The following is a 21,403-nucleotide window of genomic DNA, read 5'->3' as shown; positions in this document are numbered from 1 at the left end:
AAATTATACAGAAAAATAATAGAATTTAGTAGTGACAGTTTATTGACAGACTCATTTTTTTTGATAAGTGGTGTGTAATTAATTTTGTAAAGCTGTGTAAAGCGATTAGAATAGCGCCACCTTGCTAACACCCTTTGACATATGTCTGATCAAAATCTCTCTCCCAATCAAACAGATCAACTCGATTTGGTCTATGGTTTAAACGACCGCCCTCGCCCAATCATTGCTTTTCTTGCTGCCTTTCAACATCTCCTTGCAATTATTGTCCCAATTGTTACTCCGGGCTTACTCATCTGTCTAGCGCTTGGTGTGTCGAAAGAAGACACCAACATGATTTTATCCATGTCTTTGGTCATTTCAGGGATTGCAACCTTCTTACAATGTAAAAAAGTTGGACCTTTTGGTGCAGGCTTATTGATTGTTCAGGGCACCAGTTTTAACTTTATCGGCCCGATTATTGGAATTGGCTCTGCCATGGTTGCTGCAGGTACTCCTGTAGAATCCGTCATGGCTGCAATTTTTGGTGTAGTAATCGCAGGTTCATTTATTGAAATGGGCGTGTCACGTATTCTGCCTTGGGTGAAAATGCTCATTACCCCGTTGGTCACAGGCATTGTGGTGTTATTGATTGGTTTGACTCTCATTAAAGAAGGTCTAATCAGCATGGGTGGTGGCTATCAAGCCATGTCAAACAATACCTTTGCCAATACAGACAACTTAATCATGTCGTGTACAGTATTGGCACTGATCATTATATTGAACCGTATTCGCATTACTTGGGTAAAAAGTTCGGCTATTTTAATCGCACTGATTGTCGGTTATGTGTTGGCAGGCTTTATGGGGCATCTTGACTTTTCAGGTCTTCAGGATGCACCTTTGGTTCAAATTCCAACCCCAATGCACTTTGGTTTAGACTTCTCTTGGAGCTTGTTTATTCCAATGGCCTTCATCTATTTAGTGACGTCTTTAGAAGCAATTGGTGATATCACCGCGACTTCAAAACTTTCCAACCAGCCTGTGGATGATGCCACTTGGATGGAACGTATTAAAGGCGGTGTCTTGGTGAATGGTGCAAACTCTTTCCTTGCTGGTATTTTCAACACCTTTCCTAGTTCAGTCTTTGCGCAAAACAATGGTGTAATTCAACTTACTGGCGTTGCGAGCCGTTATGTCGGCATCTGGATTGCTGCGTTATTGGTGATTCTAGGTTTACTCCCTGCTGTTGCAGGTGTGATTCAGGCGGTACCTCAAGCTGTTTTAGGCGGCGCTGTAATGGTGATGTTCGGTGCTGTAGCAGCTTCTGGAATTAACATTCTGTCAGGTATTCATCTTGACCGCCGCGCACTACTGATTATTGCCATTTCATTGGCACTCGGTTTAGGTGTTGCACAAGTTCCACAAATTTTGGAACATTTACCTGAATTATTCCGTAACATCTTCAGTTCAGGTGTTGCGACAGGTGGTATTGCAGCATTGTTATTAAATATTATTCTTCCTGAAACGAAGAAATAATTGTTCATTTCAGTATGCACTTTGCCCAGCACTGTCTGGGCATCGTTTTTACAATGGAGTATATAAAATGGATCCACGAAGTGAAGTTGTTCTTCGCCAGCAAGAATTTCTCTCTGGTTCAGTTTTACTGGTCAATGCACCGTGTGACGAATTAAATACACAGCTGATTGATGCTGTAGAGCCACATTTTTGGACATGGAATTTTAACGAATTACAATATTTCCAAAACCAACAAAGTGATGTGCATTTTGGTACAGATTTGCCTGATGTCGCTTTTGATCAAGCCATCGTATTTGTTCCAAAGTCAAAAGAACTACTCAATTATGTCCTACACCAGCTGGTCAGTCGCTTGGCAGTAGGCGCATTGATCTTTTTAGTTGGTGAAAAGAAAGGCGGTGTAGAGCGCGCCTCTAAACAACTACAACCTTTTGGTAAAACCCTCAAATTAGACAGTGCTCGACATTGTCAAATGTGGCAATTGGTCACCGAAAAAACCGTAACCGCAAAACCTTTGGCCGATTGGGCACAACTCTATACAGTGCCAACCCCGAAAGGTGAATTACAGATTTGCGCATTACCGGGTGTATTTAGTCAAAATCGTCTGGACGTGGGTACAGCCGTGTTATTGCCTCATCTTTCACAGGTCACTTCTGGAAAAATTGCAGACTTTGGCTGTGGTGCAGGCATGATCAGTGCTTATTTAGCCAAGTTAAATCCGAAAAATCGCATTTTTGCACTCGATGTCGATGCCTTTGCATTAGCTTCAACAAAAATGACTTTTGAGAAAAATAACCTTTTACCAGAACAACTTGAGATTAAAGCGGTACACGGAATTGAGGATGCTCCTCTGTTTTTACACGCAATCGTCAGTAACCCCCCATTCCATCAAGGCATTCATACAGATTACAATGCCAGCGAAAATTTATGCAAAACATCCCGTCGCCATCTTAAATCGGATGGCGAGTTGTGGATTGTTGCCAACCGCTTTCTGAATTATCCATTACTCATTGAGCAAAGTTTTGGCCAATGTACAACCAAAGCCGATCAACAAGGCTTTAAAGTGCTGTTTGCCAGCACACAAAAGAAATCTTAAGGAACAATGATGAGCGAAACGACTCAACCAGCTCAACTCAAGCGGAAGCTTGGAGCTCGCCATCTGAATATGATCGCCATTGGTGGTTCAATTGGTACAGGTTTATTCCTTGCCTCAGGTGCAACCATTGCAAATGCTGGCCCTGGCGGGGCGTTATTGGCCTACTGCTTAATTGGTGTGATGATTTACTTTCTCATGACCAGTCTGGGTGAGTTGGCAACACATAACCCAACATCCGGTGCATTTTTTACCTATGGCACCAAGTATGTTGAAGGTGGTTTTGGTTTCGCCCTTGGCTGGAACTATTGGTATAACTGGGCCATTACGGTTGCATTTGAATTGGTTGCAGTCCAATTCATCATGAAATTCTGGTTTCCCGACCTGCCCGGTTTCTACTGGAGTGCTCTCTTCTTAGCCGTTGTCTTTGGGATCAATGCACTGACAGTCAAAGGCTTTGGTGAAAGTGAATTTTTCTTTTCCTTGGTCAAAGTCCTTGCCATCATTGTGTTTATCATCATTGGTATTTTCATGATTGCTAAAATCATGATGACTCCAGGTGTCGCAACTTTTGCGAACTGGACCAAAGGTGAAGCACCCTTCGTTGGTGGCTTATCTGCACTGATTGGTGTGGCGATGATTGCAGGGTTCTCGTTTCAGGGTACCGAGATGGTCGGTGTTGCTGCAGGCGAATCGAAAGATCCACAAAAGACGATTCCGATTGCCATCAAACAGATTTTTTGGCGTATTCTACTGTTTTATGTGGTGTGTATTTTCATTATCGGCACACTCATTTCATATGATGATCCACTTCTGCTACAAGCAGCTTCATCAGAGAATATTGCACTCTCTCCATTTACCTTACTCTATGAAAAAGCGGGGTTTGCCTTTGCAGCCAGCGTGATGAATGCTGTGATTTTAACCGCGATTCTATCGGCAGGCAACTCAGGGATGTATTCATCGACGCGTATGCTGTTTAATATGGCCCAAAATGGCAGTGCACCTAAAGTGTTTGCCAAATTAGACCCTCGCGGCGTACCCATGAATGCGCTTTATGCGACAACAGCAATTGCTGCTCTCTGTTTCTTAACTACTTTCATTGGCGAAGAACAAGTCTTCAACTGGCTGCTCAACATGTCAGGTATGTGTGGCTTTATTGTTTGGTTAGGGATTGCTGTTTCACACTATCGTTTCCGTAAAGGCTATGTTGCCCAAGGTCATAAGGTTGAAGACTTAGCTTATCGTGCGAAATTCTTTCCCTTTGCCCCGTGGTTTGCCTTTATTCTGTGTGCCATTGTGGTTTTAGGCCAAAACTACCAAGCGGTGCTTGATGGCGAATGGCTTTCTGTTTTATCGACCTATATTGGTATTTTCTTATTCTTGGCAATTTGGCTAGGCTATAAATGGAAATACAAAACCAAACTGGTTTCTTACCAAGAAATGGATGTCAGTCCAATGAATCCTGATCGCGAATAAAATTCTTTCATAATAAAAAAACAGCCTTCGGGCTGTTTTTTTATTATCATTTATTCATTTACTAAAGCCGTAAAGCATAAATTAATAACGCAATTTTCAATAAGACAGGTCAATTATTGAAGTTACATAGAATCGATAGTTATGACTCGGATCCATCCTAAACTTAGTTAATATTCTGTAACTAGCATCCGTTCACTTGCGCGATGAACAATTTACATATTTAGGTAGTAAAAATTTAGCCTCTCAATTCGCACCGCCATAACTAAATAAAACGGCTTATTGAGCACTGATCTCTCTCAAATTCCTAGCCCCTAAATATCAAGCCAGAAATATTATCTCGCTAGCAAACAAATCTTTATAAAAATCAACAACTAGAAATATCCATTCACTCTTAAGGCAAAATTATTATCGATGTAGTGAAGCATGAGTGACGGAAATCCACTTTTCATTCTTCTTATATTCATCCTCTAAAATTAAATACTTCTAACTATATTTAATATCCTATACGTAGCTAACCATGACCACCGTAAGCCTTAAAGGCTCTTGCATTGAGCTCGAGTTTATTTTCAACGATGTGAGTTAACATAAATTTCATTATTTTAGACATAAAAAAACGACTCCGAAGAGTCGTTTTTTAGTTAAAACTCAGATTATTGAGCTTGAACTGTACGGCTGCCAGAAATTGTCGCGAATACACGACGGTTCATAGCACGGCCTTCTTTAGTGTTGTTGTCAGCAATCGGTTGGTCCCAAGCGAAACCTTGAGTAGACAAACGAGCTGGATCAACGTTGTATTCGTTTACTAGAGACGATTTAACAGAGTTAGCACGAGCTAAAGATAAACGTTCGTTCAATGCACGTGGACCAGTGTTGTCTGTGTGACCTTCGATGCGAGCAGTAGCGTTTGGATATTCAACTAACTTCTCAGCAACTTTAGCGATTTCTGGCTTGTATTGGTCTTTGATGTTTGATTTGTTTGTATCAAAGAACACACGAAGTTCCATGTTAAGGTCTTCAGTTAACTCTTGTGGTTCAACTGGAGCAACTGGCTCAACTGGAGCAACTTCTACTACTGGAGCAGCAGGTTTCAAGTGACCACCAAGAACTACGTTAAGACCAGCAAGTGCTGTGTAGTTCCAGAAATCTTCATCGATGTTGTAAGTAGCACGAGCTTCAGTACGTAGAGACAAAGCATCGTTCAAGCGCCAGAAAGCACCGAAACCAGCATTACCTAAAGTACCTTCTTCTTTAAGGCCACGACCAGCACGACCTAGATCGTTATCAAACTCGTATTTGTAGTGACCAGCACCTAAAAGTACATATGGCTTGATTTTGCTGTCGTAGTTTTTAGTAATCAAGTCAGAAGTAGCATAGAAATTACCGTTGATTTGCGTTTGCTTGTATTCAGCATTCGCTTGGTCAACCATGTCACCTTTAACTTGGTTGTATTCCACTTCAAAACCTAACCAAGGAGTAAGCTCTACACCAAGTGCAGCACCAACAAATAGGTCATCATCCATTTGAGCTGAATCAGTCAAATGATCACCACCATTATTATGTTGAGTGTCTTGGAAAGTGTAACCAAGCATTAATGGAGTAACAGTTACGCCCGCGTTTGCAGCAGCTAAAGGAGCAGCTACGAGCATTGCTAATGCAATACGACTCATTTTCATGGATTTATCCTCCAGAGATAACAATTGTTTTTCAAGCTTAAGCTTAAAATTATTTAACCATTCTGAGATAGGCTTTTTTATACCCCAGTTTTATTTTTAAGCTATTCGCAATGAATCATACAAACACTTTATTTTTTTTCCAAGTGCTTGATAACTTTAATCAAGTAAATTATTGACAAAATTACTTACAATTTCCGTTGTAATTCGGTAATTTTTTACTCAATTTTTACTTGCGAATAGCTTATTTTCACTTGTATTACATTTTAACAGCTTTTTAAACAAGTTGAGTACTACTAATTATGTATAAAATTTGTTTGATAAACAAAGCTTTAATAAATAAAAAATAGCTCTATAACAACATAACTGGATAACCATATGTTTTTTATCAATAAAAAAGGGTTCACTTTATTCGAACTCATGATCACTATTAGCATTATTCTGATCATTTGTACAATCGCACTTCCTCACTTTCATCAGTATATGGCCTCACAAGAGCGCAGCAAAACACTGAATACATTACGAAATAGTATTCAGGCAGCCAAAAATATGGCCAACCTGCAACGTCAAAATATCACCATTTGCCCAAGTCAAGACCTCGTTCAATGCCAAAATCATCAGTGGAACATGGGCTTTATTGTATTTATCGATAATAATAAAAACCGACGAGTAGATACCAGTGAAACGATTATTCGGACAGAACAACAGCAGCTCAAATATGGCAATCTTGATTGGCGTGGCACACTCAGTCTTCCATCGTTAAGCTTTAAAGCTGAAAATGGCCTCCCCCTTGGCTCAAATGGAACTTTCTATTATTGCTCTATGCAAAATCAGGATCACTTTAAATTAGTCATGAGCAAAATGGGGCAGACCCGGACTGAACCCCTCGATGCCTGTAACTAGACCCATGAGTCCATAATCACGTTTTCAGCTTTTCTCGCTAGCAAATTTGCATATACTGCTTAAGTTTCCAACAAAACGTATAAGTGATTCGGAGAAGAAAATGACAGACATCGTAATTGTGAATGGTGCTCGTACAGCAATGGGCGGTTTTCAAGGCAGTTTAGCCAGTGTAACCGCTCCAGAGCTCGGTGCTGTAACGATTAAAGAAGCGATTGCTCGTGCTGGCCTACACGCAAACGATGTAGAAGAAGTAATCATGGGCTGTGTTCTACCTGCTGGTTTAAAACAAGGCCCTGCACGCCAAGCTATGCGCCAAGCAGGTTTACCTGATTCAACAGGTGCCGTGACCATCAATAAACTCTGTGGTTCTGGCATGAAAGCGGTAATGCAAGCAGCAGACATGATCAAAGCAGGTTCAGCAAATATCGTGGTTGCAGGTGGCATGGAGTCGATGACCAATGCTCCTTATATTTTAACCAAAGCACGCGCAGGCTACCGTATGGGGCATGGCGATGTCAAAGACCACATGTTCCTTGATGGCTTAGAAGATGCAGAAACAGGTCGATTAATGGGTTCTTTTGCACAAGATATGGCCAATACTCGTGGCTATACGCGTGAGCAAATGGATGCCTTCGCGATTCGCTCTTTAGAGCGCGCACAAACAGCGGTCAACGAAGGTTACTTTGCAGATGAAATCGTGCCTGTGACAGTTTCATCTCGCAAAGGTGATGTTGTCGTTGATAAAGATGAACAACCGTTCAATGCCAATATTGCAAAAATTCCAAGCCTTCGCCCTGCTTTTGCTAAAGATGGCACCATCACTGCAGCAAATGCAAGTTCAATCTCGGATGGTGCATCCGCACTAGTTTTAACTTCAGCAGAAAATGCATCGAGCAAAGGTTTAGCACCATTAGCCAAAATTGTGGCTTATGCATCGAACTCACAACATCCATCAGAGTTCACCATTGCACCAGTCGGTGCAATTGAAAAAGTGCTTAAGAAAACAGGTTGGAATGCACAGGACGTAGATCTTTGGGAAATCAATGAAGCTTTTGCGATGGTAACTATGTGTCCAATCGATGACTTCAAACTTGATCCAGCAAAAGTGAACATCAATGGTGGAGCTTGCGCATTGGGTCACCCTGTCGGTTCAACTGGTTCACGTATTATCCTGACTTTGATTCATGCGCTTAAACGTACAGGTGGTAAAAAAGGGATTGCGGCACTATGCATCGGCGGTGGTGAAGCGACTGCTGTAGCGATTGAATTACTTTAAGATGCAAGCAACTTTCTTTTATTGACATATTTTATACAATGAAAGACTGGCTGATTAGCTGATATAAAAGCGACATTTATGAAAATCCCTCGACTGCGAGGGATTTTTTATTACAAGATTGTATTAGGGTCGATCTTAACGACTTGTTAAAATAACGACAAAAAAAAACAACAAGGATAAGACAATGCAACTGAATCACTACCTCAACTTTGACGGTCAAACTGAAGCCGCTTTTAATTTTTACAAGTCTGTCTTTGGTGGAGAGTTTGCAACGTTCATGCGTTATGGAGACTTACCTTCAGATGAAAGTTCAGTTACCCTTTCCGACGCTGACCAACAAAAAATCATGCATGTTTCGCTTCCCATCAATGCCAGCACGATTCTGATGGCTTCGGATACCAATGATCAGTTTTGTGCTCAAAGCAATACCGTCTTTACTGTAGGCAACAACCACTATATTTCCATTAACTTAGATGCCCATGAACAAGCCGATGCTAAACGCTTATTTGATGCACTTTCAGTCAATGGAAAAATAGAAATGCCTTTAGAGAAAACATTTTGGGGCGCACTCTATGGTGCATTTACCGATCAGTTTGGAATTAAATGGATGGTGAATTGCCAATTAGAAGAAGGATAAATGCGTCTTCTTTTTAAACATCAATATTTGAAAATTGCGCAATAATAGTGAGTCCCACGGTAATAAAACCGATACCGAGCCATCCAGCCAAATCGATGTTCTGCCCTAAAAATGCTTTAGCAAGAAGTGCTGTGGCAATGACACCAATGCCAGACCACAGCACATATAAAATTCCCGCTTGCATAAATTTTAAGGCATAGGCGGCACACGCAAAAGAAATCATGTAAAGCACCAGTGCAATGCCTTGATCCAATTTATTGACCAAGCCATTACCTTTTGCGGAATAAAAAGTCGAAAGCACATCTGTAGCAATAGCAATAAGTAACCAAATGACACCGGGATTAATTTTTGCAAAAAGTGCCATCATGTCTAATTTACCTGATTCTTTTTCTTTAATTTGTTCATCAAAAATGCTGCGTATAAATACAAAAAAGCTGAACCGAAGTCCAGCTTTTCATTGCTTGCTTAAAAAATTAAGCGCCCGTTTGATAACTGGCTTGTGCAACGGCTGTTGATGCTTGATATGGATTTCTAAAATCATTTAAACCCGCAGCAGCTTCAAGAATGTCTTTACCTTCTTTAATAACAAAGGTATCAAAGCCTGAACGTTTCATGTAATTCAAGACATCTTTAAACACATCACCTGTTGCACGTAGTTCACCTTGGAAACCTTGGCGACGTAATAGCGCTGCAAATGAATAGCCACGACCATCGTTAAAACCCGTAAAATCAATAAAGATGGCATCTAACTGATCTAAAGGGAATTCATGCGTTTCAGGAGAAGCATCAACTGTAACAAGGAGTGCTTTTTTACCTGAAACTTGAGCCAATTGATCTAACTGCTCAACCGTTAAAACCACATCACCTTGCGGTAAAACACCATCTTCACCAATCACTTGATAAGTGTTGTCTGCAATCGAGCCATCTTTAGAGAGGACTTGTAGTGCGAGATTAAGCATATGCACGCTCCTTAAAGGGTTGAATGCCCACACGGCGATAAGTATCGATGAATTCTTCACCCTCAGCACGAAGGTCAAGATAGGTATTTAAAATTTCTTCAACAATGTCTGGCACAACTTCAGCTGCAAATGATGGGCCTAAAATGTCACCAATTGAAGCATCATGATCAGCATTACCACCCAAAGTGATTTGGTAGAATTCAGCGCCTTTTTTGTCTACACCTAGAATACCAATGTTGCCCACATGGTGATGACCACATGCATTCATACAACCTGAAATATTCAGATCCAGTTTGCCAAGGTTATAAATGGTATCTAAGTCATCAAAACGGCGTGAAATCGCTTCTGAAATAGGAATTGATTTCGCATTTGCCAGTGAACAAAAGTCACCGCCTGGGCAGCAAATAATGTCGGTTAAGAAACCAATGTGCGCACGTGCTAAATTGTTTTTTTCAAGAATAGTCCACAGTTCAAATAAATCCTTCTGTGGCACATCTACCAAAGAAATATTTTGCTCATGCGTGGTCCGCAGTTCACCAAAGGTGTATTTGTCTGCAAGGTCTGCAATCAAATTCATCTCTTCCGTGGTCACGTCACCCGGTGCAATACCCGTACGTTTCAACGAAATCGTTACAATACGGTAGCCCTTCACTTTGTGCGCATTGGTATTGATATTGAACCACTGCTTGAATTTCGGATGCGCAGCAAACAGTTCAGAAAAATCTTCATCTGCATAATCTTGATAATCAAACGGTATAAATTCTTCGTCTAATTTCTGCAAAATTTCAGGCTGAATTTTTAAAGTTTTAATGGTGTGCGCAAACTCAGCTTCGACTTTTTCGGCAAAGACTTGAGGCGTCAACGCTTTCACCAAAATTTTAATACGTGCTTTGTATTTGTTATCACGGCGACCATGCAAGTTATAAACACGCAGTACTGCTTCTAAATAAGCAATCAGGTCTTCACGTGGCAAGAAGTCACGAATGAAACTACCAATCACAGGGGTACGACCTAAGCCTCCACCGACTTTAATTTTATAGCCGATCTCACCTGCTGCATTTTTAACGATATACACCCCAATATCATGGAATGAGGTCGCTGCACGATCAGTTTCTTCAAATGCTGATACAGCAATCTTGAACTTACGTGGCAAGAAAGCAAACTCTGGGTGGAAGGTTGACCATTGACGGATCAATTCACACGTTGGACGTGGGTCAGCCACTTCACCAGCAACTACACCTGCATATTGGTCTGTGGTGGTGTTACGAATACAGTTACCCGAAGTTTGGATTGCATGCATTTGTACAGAAGCTAGCTCTTGAAGCATGTCTGGAACATTTTCTAGCGCAGGCCAGTTAAACTGAATATTCTGACGCGTTGAAACGTGTGCATAACCACGGTCAAACTCAGTTGCAAGTTCTGCAACTTTGCGCAATTGCGTTGAGTTCATTAAGCCATAAGGCACAGCAATACGTAACATTGGCGCATAGCGTTGTACATAGAGACCGTTTTGAAGACGTAATGGGCGGTACTCATCTTCAGTGAGTTTTCCAGCTAAATAACGTTCCGTTTGGTCACGGAACTGTGCAACACGTTCATTGATCAGTTGCTGATCGAAATCAGTATATAAATACATGGCGTACAGCTAGTAGTTTCATTATAACGGCTGACAGCATAACGAGATTTAAACTATCAACAAAATGCGTTTTTTACATATTTCATAGCTGTTTTATTGATAAGGATAAGTAGATGTACTGTTTGTCCCTAATCCTAAAGGTTTTTTCTGATTAAAGTATTTTTTATTAGATACTTATACATTATTCAGCTAACTCCGTTCAGCTGATCACATACACACTAATTCATTCATTGCTACCACGTAAATTTTAAACTCGGCTTATCTGGGTAGAACTCAATTTTTCTATTCTTTCCTCCTCGTCACTTTGCCCTTTTAAACCGACTGCATATAAAAATAGCCTGACGAATCAGGCTATTTTAAAGTTTAAATAACTACAGACGATTATTTTGCATCGGGTAAGGCATACGCCACCAAAGCATCTCCCATCTTAGTACCAAATGAACCATGACCACCCGCCATAATGACCACATACTGTTTGCCATTGGCTTCATAGGTCATTGGTGTTGCTTGACCACCTGCTGGTAGACGACCTTTCCAAAGTTCATCACCATTGGTCACGTTGATGGCACGGATATAATTATCCTGCGTACCACCGACAAACATCACATTACCCGCAGTTGAGATTGAACCACCAAGCATAGGAACCCCCATTTTAAATGGTGGTAATTGAATCCCCGGTAAGCTGTCACGGATCGTACCAATACGACGTTTCCATGCAACTTCGTGAGTATTTAAATCCACACCCGCCACAAAGCCCCAAGCAGGCTGTTTACATGGCAAACCAAATGGAGACAAGAACGCACTGATCTCTACACCGTAAGGCACACCATACATCGGTTGTACACCCGCTTCGGTGCCTGCACCTTTGGCTGTTTTCGGACGGTTTGGATCGGCTGGAATGAGTCGAGAAACAAACGGTAAACCGATTGGGTTCATCACCGCGATTTGACGATCAGGGTTAACGGACATACCGCCCCATTCAAATACACCCAAATTGCCTGGGAAAACTAAAGTTCCATTTTCTGAAGGTGGGGTATAAATACCGTCATAGTTCAGTTTGTGGAAAGACACACGGCACATCAACTGGTCAAACATGGTTGCACCCCACATTTGCTTATCTGTCAATTTCTCTTTTGGTGCAAGGTCAAAGTCTGAGAAAGGTTGTGTCGCAGAGTAACGCTCACCTTTGGTTTGCGGCCCACGTTTCACTGTTTGTGGTACAGGTTTTTCCGTAATTGGAACAATGGCTGCACCAGTACGACGGTCTAGAACAAAGGCATTGCCTGTTTTCGTTAACACGTAAATGGCAGGAACCATTTTGCCTGACTTATCTTTAATGTCCGTCAATGTCGGTTGTGATGGTACATCCATATCCCACAAATCATGATGCGTGGTTTGGAAATTCCACACCAACTTACCTGTTGAGGCATTCAATGCCAGCATTGAGTTAGCATAACGCTCATGCAACTCGGTACGGTTACCGCCCCAAATATCTGGCGTACCCACACCCGTTGGAATGTAAACGATATCCAAAGCTGCATCATAGGCTAATGGTGCCCATGCATTCGGTGAGTTTTGAACATACTTTTGACCCGGAGCTGGAATAGCATTCGGATCTTCTGCACCTGTGTCAAAGACCCACAACAATGCACCCGTATTTACATCATAACCACGAATCACACCTGAAGGTTCTTCAGTTGAATAGTTATCTGTGGTTGAACCCGCAATAATAATAGTCGTGCCTGTGACTACAGGTGGCGACGTTGGGATATAACCGCCCGGATAAGGGAATGGCATATCTTTTTGCAAATCGACTTCACCATTTTTACCAAAGTCAGTACAACGCTCACCAGTATCAGCGTTGATAGCAACCAAACGGCCATCATTCACAGGTAAGATTACTTTACGTGGACATAGCGCAGACGATGACTTTTTATTCTGCAAGCTGGCTTCAAAACCAGACGTATTGTTCGCATCATAATAAGACACGCCACGACAGGTTAAATGCTGAAAAGTATTGTCCGCTTTGAGTTTCGGATCAAAAGTCCATTTCGCCTTACCTGTAGCTGGGTCAAGTGCAACCAGTTTTTGGTGCGTGGTACAGATATACATATTGTCCCCAACTTTAATTGGGGTGACCTGATTGGTGGTTTCACCAGAGTCATTTTCTGTTTTGAAGTCGCCTGTGTTATAGGTCCAAGCGACTTTTAAATCTTTAACATTCTCAGAATTAATTTGCGTTAAAGGAGAATAACGCAAACCAGACTGAGTACGGCCATAAGCAGGCCAGTCGCCATCAGCAACACCTGGAATGGACTGTGCGGTTGCAGGCTGCTTACTGCTCAGTTCACCTCGAATTTCTTGAGGGTCATTAAATACGGCATAGATCATCACTGCAATAGTAATTGCCAGTGAACCTGTTAAAACCAGTTTTGCACTTTTAGCGTTGTCAAAGCCACGTGTGACCGCTGGAATGAGTAGCCATAAGCCAAATAAACCAAGGATATCTAAACGTGGTGCCAAGGCAAAGAAGTCTGAACCCACTTCCCATAAGCCCCAAACCACTGTACCCAAGACCAACAACGCATAAACGATTAATGCCGTACTTTTTAATTTTTGCAGTAGAACTGCAGTCGCGATGAAGAGTAAACCTGCAATGATGTAGTACCAAGACCCACCAAGCACTGCAAGATAAATCCCTCCTATCAGCAGGACTAAACCAAAGATTACAGCAATCACAGCTGTAAAAGTTTTAAGCCCTGAACCTGAAGACGGAGTACTCATATTGACCACCTTTTTCTTAGATTCTGTTAAAAGCTCATATCGTTTCAATATCGATATGAGCACCTAGACAGTTTTTAGATTTTAAGTATCTGTCCAAACGACTTATTTCGAACAGTTTTATGCTTTGAACAACCGTAAAAAGTATTTATCAACCTTGTTGGACAAATACTTATCGATCTAGAAACTAAAATGCGGTCTGGAATTTAATTCCGCCGACCCATGCATTTTCACCATTGTTATACGCGCCTACATGGCGGATATATTGAATATTGGGACGAATGGTCAGCCAGTTGGCTGCATGAATACCGTAGTAAATCTCGGCATCATACTCTTCACTTTGTAAGCCACGGGCATCGACATCATCATTAATATTAATACGGGCTAGACCAATCGCGATTTCGTCTTGAGGGCGAGCATCAAAAGCACCTTTATAGACCACACCAATATTCTGCATGTCGCGAACCGTATTGGTATCTGAATCATGTAGTGTGAGATTCACAAAAACTGTCAAACCGCGCGCAGCATCACCGTGATGTGCTGTGAGTTGCTGCTTGGCAACAACCCAGCCGCCTTGTTTATGTGAGGTTTGCTGTGGGTTTTGAATGTCTGTGGCATCTGCTGAACTGTAGTAATAACCTGCACGATATTCGCCGGGTAACTTATTTATACCTACAGCAGGTTGCCACACCACTTCAGCAGGAATAATGGCCCCCTGCGAACCGTCGGTACTTAAGTTCCAGCCTTTGCCACGTTCTAAGTTTTCAGGGTTATATTCATACACCCCGACTTGTGCATACAGGTCTGGCCGAAGGTTATATTTGACTCGCGCAGCCCATTGGCTGACAGGCCAGTTGTACCACTGGTCACCGACCCAGTTACCAACTTGAGAGCCACAGAGCGCAAGGTTTTGGAAATCACAATCGAAACTGTTGAAATCTTCCCCTTCACCAAAACGACCGACTTTGATGTCTAACTTTTGATCCATGAACTTTTTCTTAATCCACAAATCCGTTAAACGCCACGTTTGACCACGTCCCCACACTTCTTGAGTGGAACTTAAATGCCCATCTAAAGCATCGGATGTTTGAGAAAGTGAACGCCCATTGCGTTCGGTAATGGTGATTTGAGCCTCAGTATCCTGCCAGCCCAAAATCTTGTCTAAATCGAAGTGCGTACCGAATGCAAACTGGTCTGCGTATTCGGTACCGTGACTTGAAGAATGCGAGGCATCGAGCAACGTTGCCATTTCACCCGTATAGCCAAAGCTAAAGTCGTAGCCTTTTTGCTGCAATGCACTGCGCTGACCATTCCAGTCACCCAGCATCCAAGGGCTTTCTGCCTCAAAGGCATTTGCAGCATACACACTTTGAAAGCAGCAACTAAGTACTAAGAGACCGAGATTAAAACACCAACTTCTTTTACATTTATTCATAATTGGTGACCTTTCTTACAAAATTACAACTAATCGATATGATACGCTTTATTTGTATAAAAACCCATTTTATGACGTTTTGTTGTTTTAAATCTATCCAAATTATCGCTATATGATATTTATAAAGAATCAAAACCAAGTGGTTTGCCTATAAATTCATATCTTATTTTTGAACGTGAAAACTTAATTGGACAAGCTAATTGTTGTTCGCTTTTTGTACTTCCCTCTTGTAAAGGTACAGAAACCACCCATGCACGATCTTTGGCCAACTGCGAATCGAGTGCTTCATCCAACGTTAATACCGGCTCAACGCAAACATCTTGCTGCTGAAAAATTGCGTTCCACGTGGCAAAATCTTGAGTTTTAATTTTGTCTTTTATTGCTTGTTTCACCACCTGACGGTCATCAGTTGCCAATGAGGCTCCTTTTTCAGCCACAATCGGCAACTCTAAAATCTGGGCCAACCCATGTAAAAACTGTGGCTCTAAACTTCCAATCGATAAATAACGCCCATCTTGGGTTTCATAATAGTCATAAAAAGTCGCACCATTGAGGTAGCTTTGCTCAGGCCCTTGTTTTTCCTGTCCTGCTAAGCTCGCAGCTGCGGCCATGCTACTGAGCCCCACCACACAGTCGGTCATGGAAATATCAATATACTGCCCCAAACCACTACGCTGTCTTTCAATTACTGCGGCTAAAATTCCAATCACGCTATGCAAAGAGCCTCCTGCAATATCCGCAATTTGAATCCCCATTGGTGGTGGTCCACTGTGCTGTCGCCCGCTATGTCCCGCGATCCCTGACAAAGCCACATAGTTGATATCGTGTCCTGCTTTATTCTGATACCCCCCTGTTTGCCCATAACCCGTAATGGAACAATAGATCAAGCGCGGATTAATTTCAGATAAGGTCTGATAGTCGAGTCCCAATCTTTGCATCACACCTGGACGGAATTGTTCAATCACAATGTCATAGTCTGAAATTTTCGATTTGATCAGTTCAATATTGGCAGAATCTTTCAAATCCAATGCCACTGCATGCTTATTTCGGTTGAGATAACTATGTGCTGTGGCCTGTCCATTGGCATAAGGTGGCATTAAACGGATCAGATCAGGTCGGGTTGGAGACTCGATATGGATCACTTCTGCACCTAGGTCTGCTAAGTACATTGTTGCAAAAGGTCCGGGCAAAAGTGTAGAAAAATCGAGAACTTTCAATCCTTTCAATGCCATATCCATGTTTATTTTCTCTTTTTATGTTGATTTTTTAGCTATTTTAGAAATATAAAAGCAACAAAACAATGTCATGTTCAGCCATTTACCTTGATCATTTCGGCAATTTAACATGTAAAAAGGCAAAAAACTTTAGTGTAAATTGCCTAAAATACTTTTTTTAGCGTCATTTAGGTCAAACGCAAGTGAATATAAAAGAGACTGAAGGATTAAATATGAGCCGTGATACCATTAGTATCCATTTCGTCAATGCGGCTTTAACTGGCGTAAAACGTCTCGGCATGGATGTCGAAACATTACTTTCTCACGTAGGGATTGAGGCAGAACTGCTGCGTCAACCTAAAGCCCGTATTTCTCCAGAACAATATACTCGCTTCGTTAAAATGTTATGGATGGTGACCCAAGACGAACATGTTGGCTTCGATAAGCAACCACGTCGTTTAGGTACGTTTGCCATCATGTGTCAGCTGATTATTCATGCCAAAACCTTAGGTGATGCTTTAGAACTGTCGTCACAGTTTTATAAATTGTTTGGTGATGAGTGGTCGGTGACATTAGAGCGCGACAAGCATGAAGCTCGTCTTGTTCCTCAGATTCCAAAATCGATGGATCCAGATCACTTCATTACCGAAAGTATGCTAATGATTTGGCATGGTCTCGCATCTTGGTTGATTGAGCGTCGTTTACCGCTGGAACGTGTACACTTTGGTTATGAACGTCCAACCCATGCAGATGAGTATGATGCCCTGTTCTTCGCACCTGTGATGCAGTTCGACATGCCGCGTACCGAAATCACTTTTGCCGCAGATTATTTGGACTTACCAATTCGTCAAAATGAAGAAACATTAGAAGAGTTTTTAAAAGCCGCTCCTGCACAGTTGTTGGTGAAATTTAAAAACACCAACTCACTCACTTCACGTATTCGTGATGTATTGAAGAGCCAAATTGGTGAGGAAATGCCAACTCTGAATGATGTGGCTTCTATGCTGTATTTATCGCCACAAACGTTGCGTCGCCGCTTAGCTGCTGAAGGTAAAAGTTACCAAGGCGTGAAAGATGCATTACGTCGTGATGCCGCGATCCACCTACTATTGAACCCAGGTTTGACTTTAGAAGATGTGGCACAACAAGTGGGCTTTAGTGAAACCAGTACCTTCCACCGTGCATTTAAAAAGTGGACTGGGGTCACACCCGGTTTATATCGCCAACTACACGGCTATCACTAATTTTCTAGTTTAACGACGGTTCGGCACATTGCTAAACCCAAGATTTCGATCTTGGGTTTTTTTATGCCCAAATCTTCAGTCTATTGGCAAAAAGACTCATCTGACCTGACCCGTTCTAGTCATTGCATCACGGCCATTAATTTGTACACTCAAATGCATAACAACTTAAAAGTCATAAAAAGGAACAGCTATGAGCGAGGCTTATATCATTGACGCCATTCGCACACCACGCGGAAAAGGAAAGAAAGATGGTTCATTGCATGAAGTGAAGCCGATTACTTTACTTACAACATTATTGAATGAACTCAAAGACCGCCATCACTTAGATACGTCTAAAGTAGACGATATTGTCTTGGGGTGTGTCACGCCTATTGCAGACCAAGGTGGTGATATTGCTAAAACTGCTGCAATTGCGGCAGGGTGGGATAATGATGTTGCCGGTGTGCAAATCAACCGTTTCTGTGCTTCAGGTCTTGAAGCTGTCAATATGGCTGCACAAAAAGTACGTTCAGGTTGGGAAGATGTGGTTGTTGCAGGTGGTGTCGAGTCGATGTCACGTATTGCAATGGGTTCAGATGGTGGGCCATGGGCATTAGACCCTGAAACAAATTTAAAATCACATTTTGTTCCGCAAGGGATTGGCGCAGATTTAATTGCAACATTGGATGGTTATACACGTTCAGATGTCGACGCATTTGCAGCAAATTCGCAACGCAAAGCAGCAGCTGCACAAGCTGCGGGTTATTTCAATCAATCAGTGGTTGCTATTAAAGACAAAGCCGGCGTGACCATTTTAGATCAAGATGAATTTATCAAACCGTCAACAACAGCAGATGGTTTAGCAAAACTCAATCCAAGTTTTGAAATGATGGGTGCAATGGGTTTTGATGCGATTGCATTACAACAATATCCAGAAGCACAAAAAATTAACCATGTACATCATGCCGGAAACTCATCGGGTATTGTCGATGGTGCAGCACTTGTATTACTTGCTTCCGAGAAAGCGGTCAAAGAACAAGGTTTAAAACCACGTGCCAAAGTATTGGCGACCGCTTTGGTGGGTTCAGATCCAACCATTATGCTGACAGGGCCTGCACCTGCTGCTCGTAAAGCATTGGCAAAAGCTGGTTTAACGATTGATGATATTGATCTATTTGAAGTCAATGAAGCATTTGCATCAGTGGTGATACGTTTTATGACGGAATTAAAAGTTCCTGCTGAGAAAGTCAATGTGAATGGTGGCGCAATTGCGATGGGGCATCCATTGGGTGCGACAGGTGCGATGATTCTTGGAACTTTACTGGATGAGTTAGAACGCCAAGGTAAAAAGCGTGGCTTGGCAACATTATGTGTAGGTGGTGGCATGGGTATTGCGACCATTATTGAGTTGGTATAAGGAGAATAATAATGAGCGCAATTCAATATTTAAAAAATGACGATGGCATTATTATTCTGACTTTAGATTCTCCGAATCAATCAGCAAACACGATGAATGCAGATTTTCGTGTAGCTTTGGAAAATATTGTTTCTAAACTGAAATCTGAAACTTCTATAACAGGGATTATTTTTCGTTCAGCGAAAAAAACTTTCTTTGCAGGCGGCGATTTGGATGAGTTGATTCAAGCTCGTTTGGAAGATGCCACTCCATTTTTTGAAATGATTCAGAAAATGAAAGCAGAGTTCCGTTATATCGAAACTTTAGGTGTTCCTGTGGTTGCAGCATTGAATGGTACGGCTTTAGGTGGCGGTTGGGAAATCGCTTTAGGTTGTCATGCACGTATTGCATTGAATGATCCTAAAACTAAATTTGGACTTCCAGAAGTGACTTTAGGTCTGCTGCCGGGTGGTGGTGGTATCGTGCGTATGGTACGCCTTTTAGACTTACAAAATGCCTTTCCATTCTTAATGGAGGGTAAGCAGTTTGGTGTGGATAAAGCAAAATCTCTTGGTTTAATTCAAGATACTGCGGAAACAGCTGAAGAGTTGATGGACAAAGCGATTGCTTGGGTAAAAGCTAATCCGAAATCACAACAACCTTTTGATGTTAAAGGCTATAAAATTCCGGGTGGTGATCCTAAAACACCTGTGGTTGCGCAAATGCTGGCGATTGCTCCCGCAATGTTACGTGATAAAACCAAAGGTTGCTATCCTGCTCCTGAAGCGATCATGGCGGCTGCGGTTGAAGGTGCGCAAGTCGATGTGGATACGGCACTGACCATTGAATCACGTTATTTTACCTATCTTGCGACAGGTCAAGTTTCAAAAAACATGATCGGTACTTTTTGGCATGGAATGAATGCAATCAAGGCAGGTGTGAGCCGTCCTAAAGACATTGCAAAATGGCAAGCGAGCAAAGTCGGTGTACTTGGCGCTGGTATGATGGGGGCTGGTATTGCTTACTCTACAGCAATCAAAGGGATTCCCGTTGTACTGAAAGATGTTTCTGTAGAAAATGCAGAAAAAGGTAAAGCCTATAGCCAAAAATTACTGAATAAAAAGGTATCGCAAGGTCGTATGACGGCTGAAAAACGTGATCAGGTTTTAAGTTTAATTACTGCAACGGCATTTGCGGAAGATTTAAAAGGCTGTGATTTAATTATTGAAGCAGTATTTGAAAATCAAGAACTCAAAGCGAAAGTCACTCAAGAAGCTGAAGTATTCCTTGTAGAAAGTGGTGTGATGGCTTCAAATACTTCGACATTACCAATTACTGGTTTGGCAAATGCATCGAAAGATCAAGCGAACTTTATTGGTCTGCATTTCTTTAGTCCAGTCGATAAAATGCAATTGGTTGAAATCATTAAAGGTAAAAACACTTCTGCTGAAACTTTGGCGAAGGCGTATGACTATGTACAGCAAATTGGTAAAACCCCGATTGTTGTCAATGACAGCCGTGGCTTCTTCACCAGTCGCGTATTTGGTACTTTCGTTCAGGAAGGTCTGCGTTTACTGCATGAAGGTGTACATCCAGCTCGTATTGAAATGGCTGCACTCAAAGCAGGCATGCCCGTTGGACCATTGGCCATTCAAGATGAAGTTGCATTAACACTTTCTGAGCATGTTGCCAATGAAACGCGTAAGGCGCTTCAGGCTGAGGGTAAAGATTTACCACGTTCAGGTGCAGATGATGTGATTCAAACCATGATTCATACTTTTGACCGTAAAGGTAAAGCAACTGGTGCAGGTTTTTATGATTATCCAGAAGGTAGCAAAAAACATCTTTGGGATGGATTAAGCCACTGGAAAAAAGATGTAGATATTTCTGAACAAGAAATGATAGACCGCTTCCTGTTTGTACAAGCACTAGATACTTTGCGTTGTTATGAAGAGAATGTCCTTGAATCTGTGATTGATGCCAATATCGGTTCGATCTTTGGGATTGGTTTTGCGCCGTGGACAGGGGGTGCAATTCAGTTTTTAAACCAATATGGTTTAGACAAAGCTGTACAACGTGCCAATGAACTTGAAGCGAAATACGGTGAGCGTTTCAAAGCACCGAAACGTCTGGTTGAATCGGTGTCATCGGGTCAGATTCGCTAAAACTTCAATCTTAAAAAAGGGATCGGCAGA

16 protein-coding genes are annotated in these 21,403 nt (G+C 41.9%); 9 read left to right on the top strand and 7 right to left on the bottom strand.

Annotated features, from left to right (window positions below):
• Positions 1-141: 141 nt before the first annotated feature.
• The 3 genes from ACY3FQ_RS03200 to ACY3FQ_RS03190 all read left to right on the top strand — a co-directional run bounded on the left by ACY3FQ_RS03200 (position 142) and on the right by ACY3FQ_RS03190 (position 4,078).
• Positions 142-1,512, top strand: coding sequence for a uracil-xanthine permease family protein (locus ACY3FQ_RS03200; protein WP_005400255.1), 1,371 nt, complete (start codon positions 142-144; stop codon positions 1,510-1,512).
• A gap of 67 nt (positions 1,513-1,579) precedes the next feature.
• On the top strand, positions 1,580-2,605 hold the full coding sequence (locus ACY3FQ_RS03195; RefSeq protein ID WP_005400254.1) for a methyltransferase: 1,026 nt from the start codon (positions 1,580-1,582) through the stop codon (positions 2,603-2,605).
• Between the two features lie 9 nt (positions 2,606-2,614).
• Positions 2,615-4,078 (top strand): amino acid permease, encoded by a 1,464-nt coding sequence (locus ACY3FQ_RS03190; protein WP_005400253.1) that lies wholly within the window; start codon positions 2,615-2,617, stop codon positions 4,076-4,078.
• Positions 4,079-4,728: 650 nt separating this feature from the next.
• Here the strand turns inward: ACY3FQ_RS03190 and omp38 are convergent.
• Positions 4,729-5,751, bottom strand: coding sequence for an outer membrane protein Omp38 (omp38, locus tag ACY3FQ_RS03185; RefSeq protein ID WP_039889969.1), 1,023 nt, complete (start codon positions 5,749-5,751; stop codon positions 4,729-4,731).
• Between the two features lie 375 nt (positions 5,752-6,126).
• On the opposite strand from omp38, the gene ACY3FQ_RS03180 reads away from it, so the two are divergent.
• From ACY3FQ_RS03180 to ACY3FQ_RS03170, 3 genes are all read left to right on the top strand, one after another.
• Positions 6,127-6,651 carry a GspH/FimT family pseudopilin gene (locus ACY3FQ_RS03180; protein WP_005400251.1) on the top strand — a complete coding sequence of 175 codons (525 nt, stop codon included), beginning with the start codon at positions 6,127-6,129 and terminating at the stop codon, positions 6,649-6,651.
• A 100-nt stretch (positions 6,652-6,751) separates the two neighbouring features.
• Complete coding sequence (locus ACY3FQ_RS03175; RefSeq protein WP_005400250.1) at positions 6,752-7,927, top strand: thiolase family protein; 1,176 nt, start codon at positions 6,752-6,754, stop codon at positions 7,925-7,927.
• Positions 7,928-8,111: 184 nt separating this feature from the next.
• A complete protein-coding gene (locus ACY3FQ_RS03170; RefSeq protein WP_005400249.1) occupies positions 8,112-8,564 on the top strand; it encodes a VOC family protein in 453 nt (150 codons plus the stop codon).
• Positions 8,565-8,577: 13 nt separating this feature from the next.
• On the opposite strand, the gene ACY3FQ_RS03165 is transcribed toward ACY3FQ_RS03170, so the two are convergent.
• The 6 genes from ACY3FQ_RS03165 to ACY3FQ_RS03140 all read right to left on the bottom strand — a co-directional run bounded on the left by ACY3FQ_RS03165 (position 8,578) and on the right by ACY3FQ_RS03140 (position 16,613).
• Positions 8,578-8,931 (bottom strand): DMT family transporter, encoded by a 354-nt coding sequence (locus tag ACY3FQ_RS03165; protein ID WP_005400248.1) that lies wholly within the window; start codon positions 8,929-8,931, stop codon positions 8,578-8,580.
• Between the two features lie 106 nt (positions 8,932-9,037).
• Positions 9,038-9,523: a DUF934 domain-containing protein gene (locus ACY3FQ_RS03160; protein ID WP_039889966.1), complete on the bottom strand. Its 486-nt coding sequence runs from the start codon at positions 9,521-9,523 to the stop codon at positions 9,038-9,040.
• Complete coding sequence (locus tag ACY3FQ_RS03155; protein WP_005400246.1) at positions 9,516-11,159, bottom strand: nitrite/sulfite reductase; 1,644 nt, start codon at positions 11,157-11,159, stop codon at positions 9,516-9,518. Before ACY3FQ_RS03155 ends, ACY3FQ_RS03160 begins: the two co-directional genes overlap by 8 nt.
• Positions 11,160-11,540: 381 nt before the next feature.
• A complete protein-coding gene (locus ACY3FQ_RS03150; protein WP_005400245.1) occupies positions 11,541-13,943 on the bottom strand; it encodes a glucose/quinate/shikimate family membrane-bound PQQ-dependent dehydrogenase in 2,403 nt (800 codons plus the stop codon).
• A 184-nt stretch (positions 13,944-14,127) separates the two neighbouring features.
• A complete protein-coding gene (locus ACY3FQ_RS03145) occupies positions 14,128-15,375 on the bottom strand; it encodes a carbohydrate porin (protein WP_489773627.1) in 1,248 nt (415 codons plus the stop codon).
• Between the two features lie 119 nt (positions 15,376-15,494).
• Positions 15,495-16,613 (bottom strand): CaiB/BaiF CoA transferase family protein, encoded by a 1,119-nt coding sequence (locus tag ACY3FQ_RS03140; RefSeq protein WP_005400243.1) that lies wholly within the window; start codon positions 16,611-16,613, stop codon positions 15,495-15,497.
• 209 nt (positions 16,614-16,822) lie between these two features.
• On the opposite strand from ACY3FQ_RS03140, the gene ACY3FQ_RS03135 reads away from it, so the two are divergent.
• From ACY3FQ_RS03135 to ACY3FQ_RS03125, 3 genes are all read left to right on the top strand, one after another.
• The gene (locus ACY3FQ_RS03135) at positions 16,823-17,833 is read left to right on the top strand and encodes an AraC family transcriptional regulator (protein ID WP_004695134.1); all 1,011 of its coding nucleotides are present in this window, start codon (positions 16,823-16,825) and stop codon (positions 17,831-17,833) included.
• A gap of 190 nt (positions 17,834-18,023) precedes the next feature.
• Positions 18,024-19,229: an acetyl-CoA C-acetyltransferase gene (locus ACY3FQ_RS03130; RefSeq protein WP_489773626.1), complete on the top strand. Its 1,206-nt coding sequence runs from the start codon at positions 18,024-18,026 to the stop codon at positions 19,227-19,229.
• An 11-nt stretch (positions 19,230-19,240) separates the two neighbouring features.
• Positions 19,241-21,373, top strand: a complete 2,133-nt coding sequence (locus ACY3FQ_RS03125; protein ID WP_489773625.1) for a 3-hydroxyacyl-CoA dehydrogenase NAD-binding domain-containing protein — start codon at positions 19,241-19,243, stop codon at positions 21,371-21,373.
• The last annotated feature ends 30 nt before the right edge of the window (positions 21,374-21,403 follow it).

Source organism: Acinetobacter sp. AB03 (genome assembly GCF_058107045.1).
Note: the sequence above shows the minus strand (reverse complement) of the source record. Positions and strands in the feature narration are given on the sequence as shown.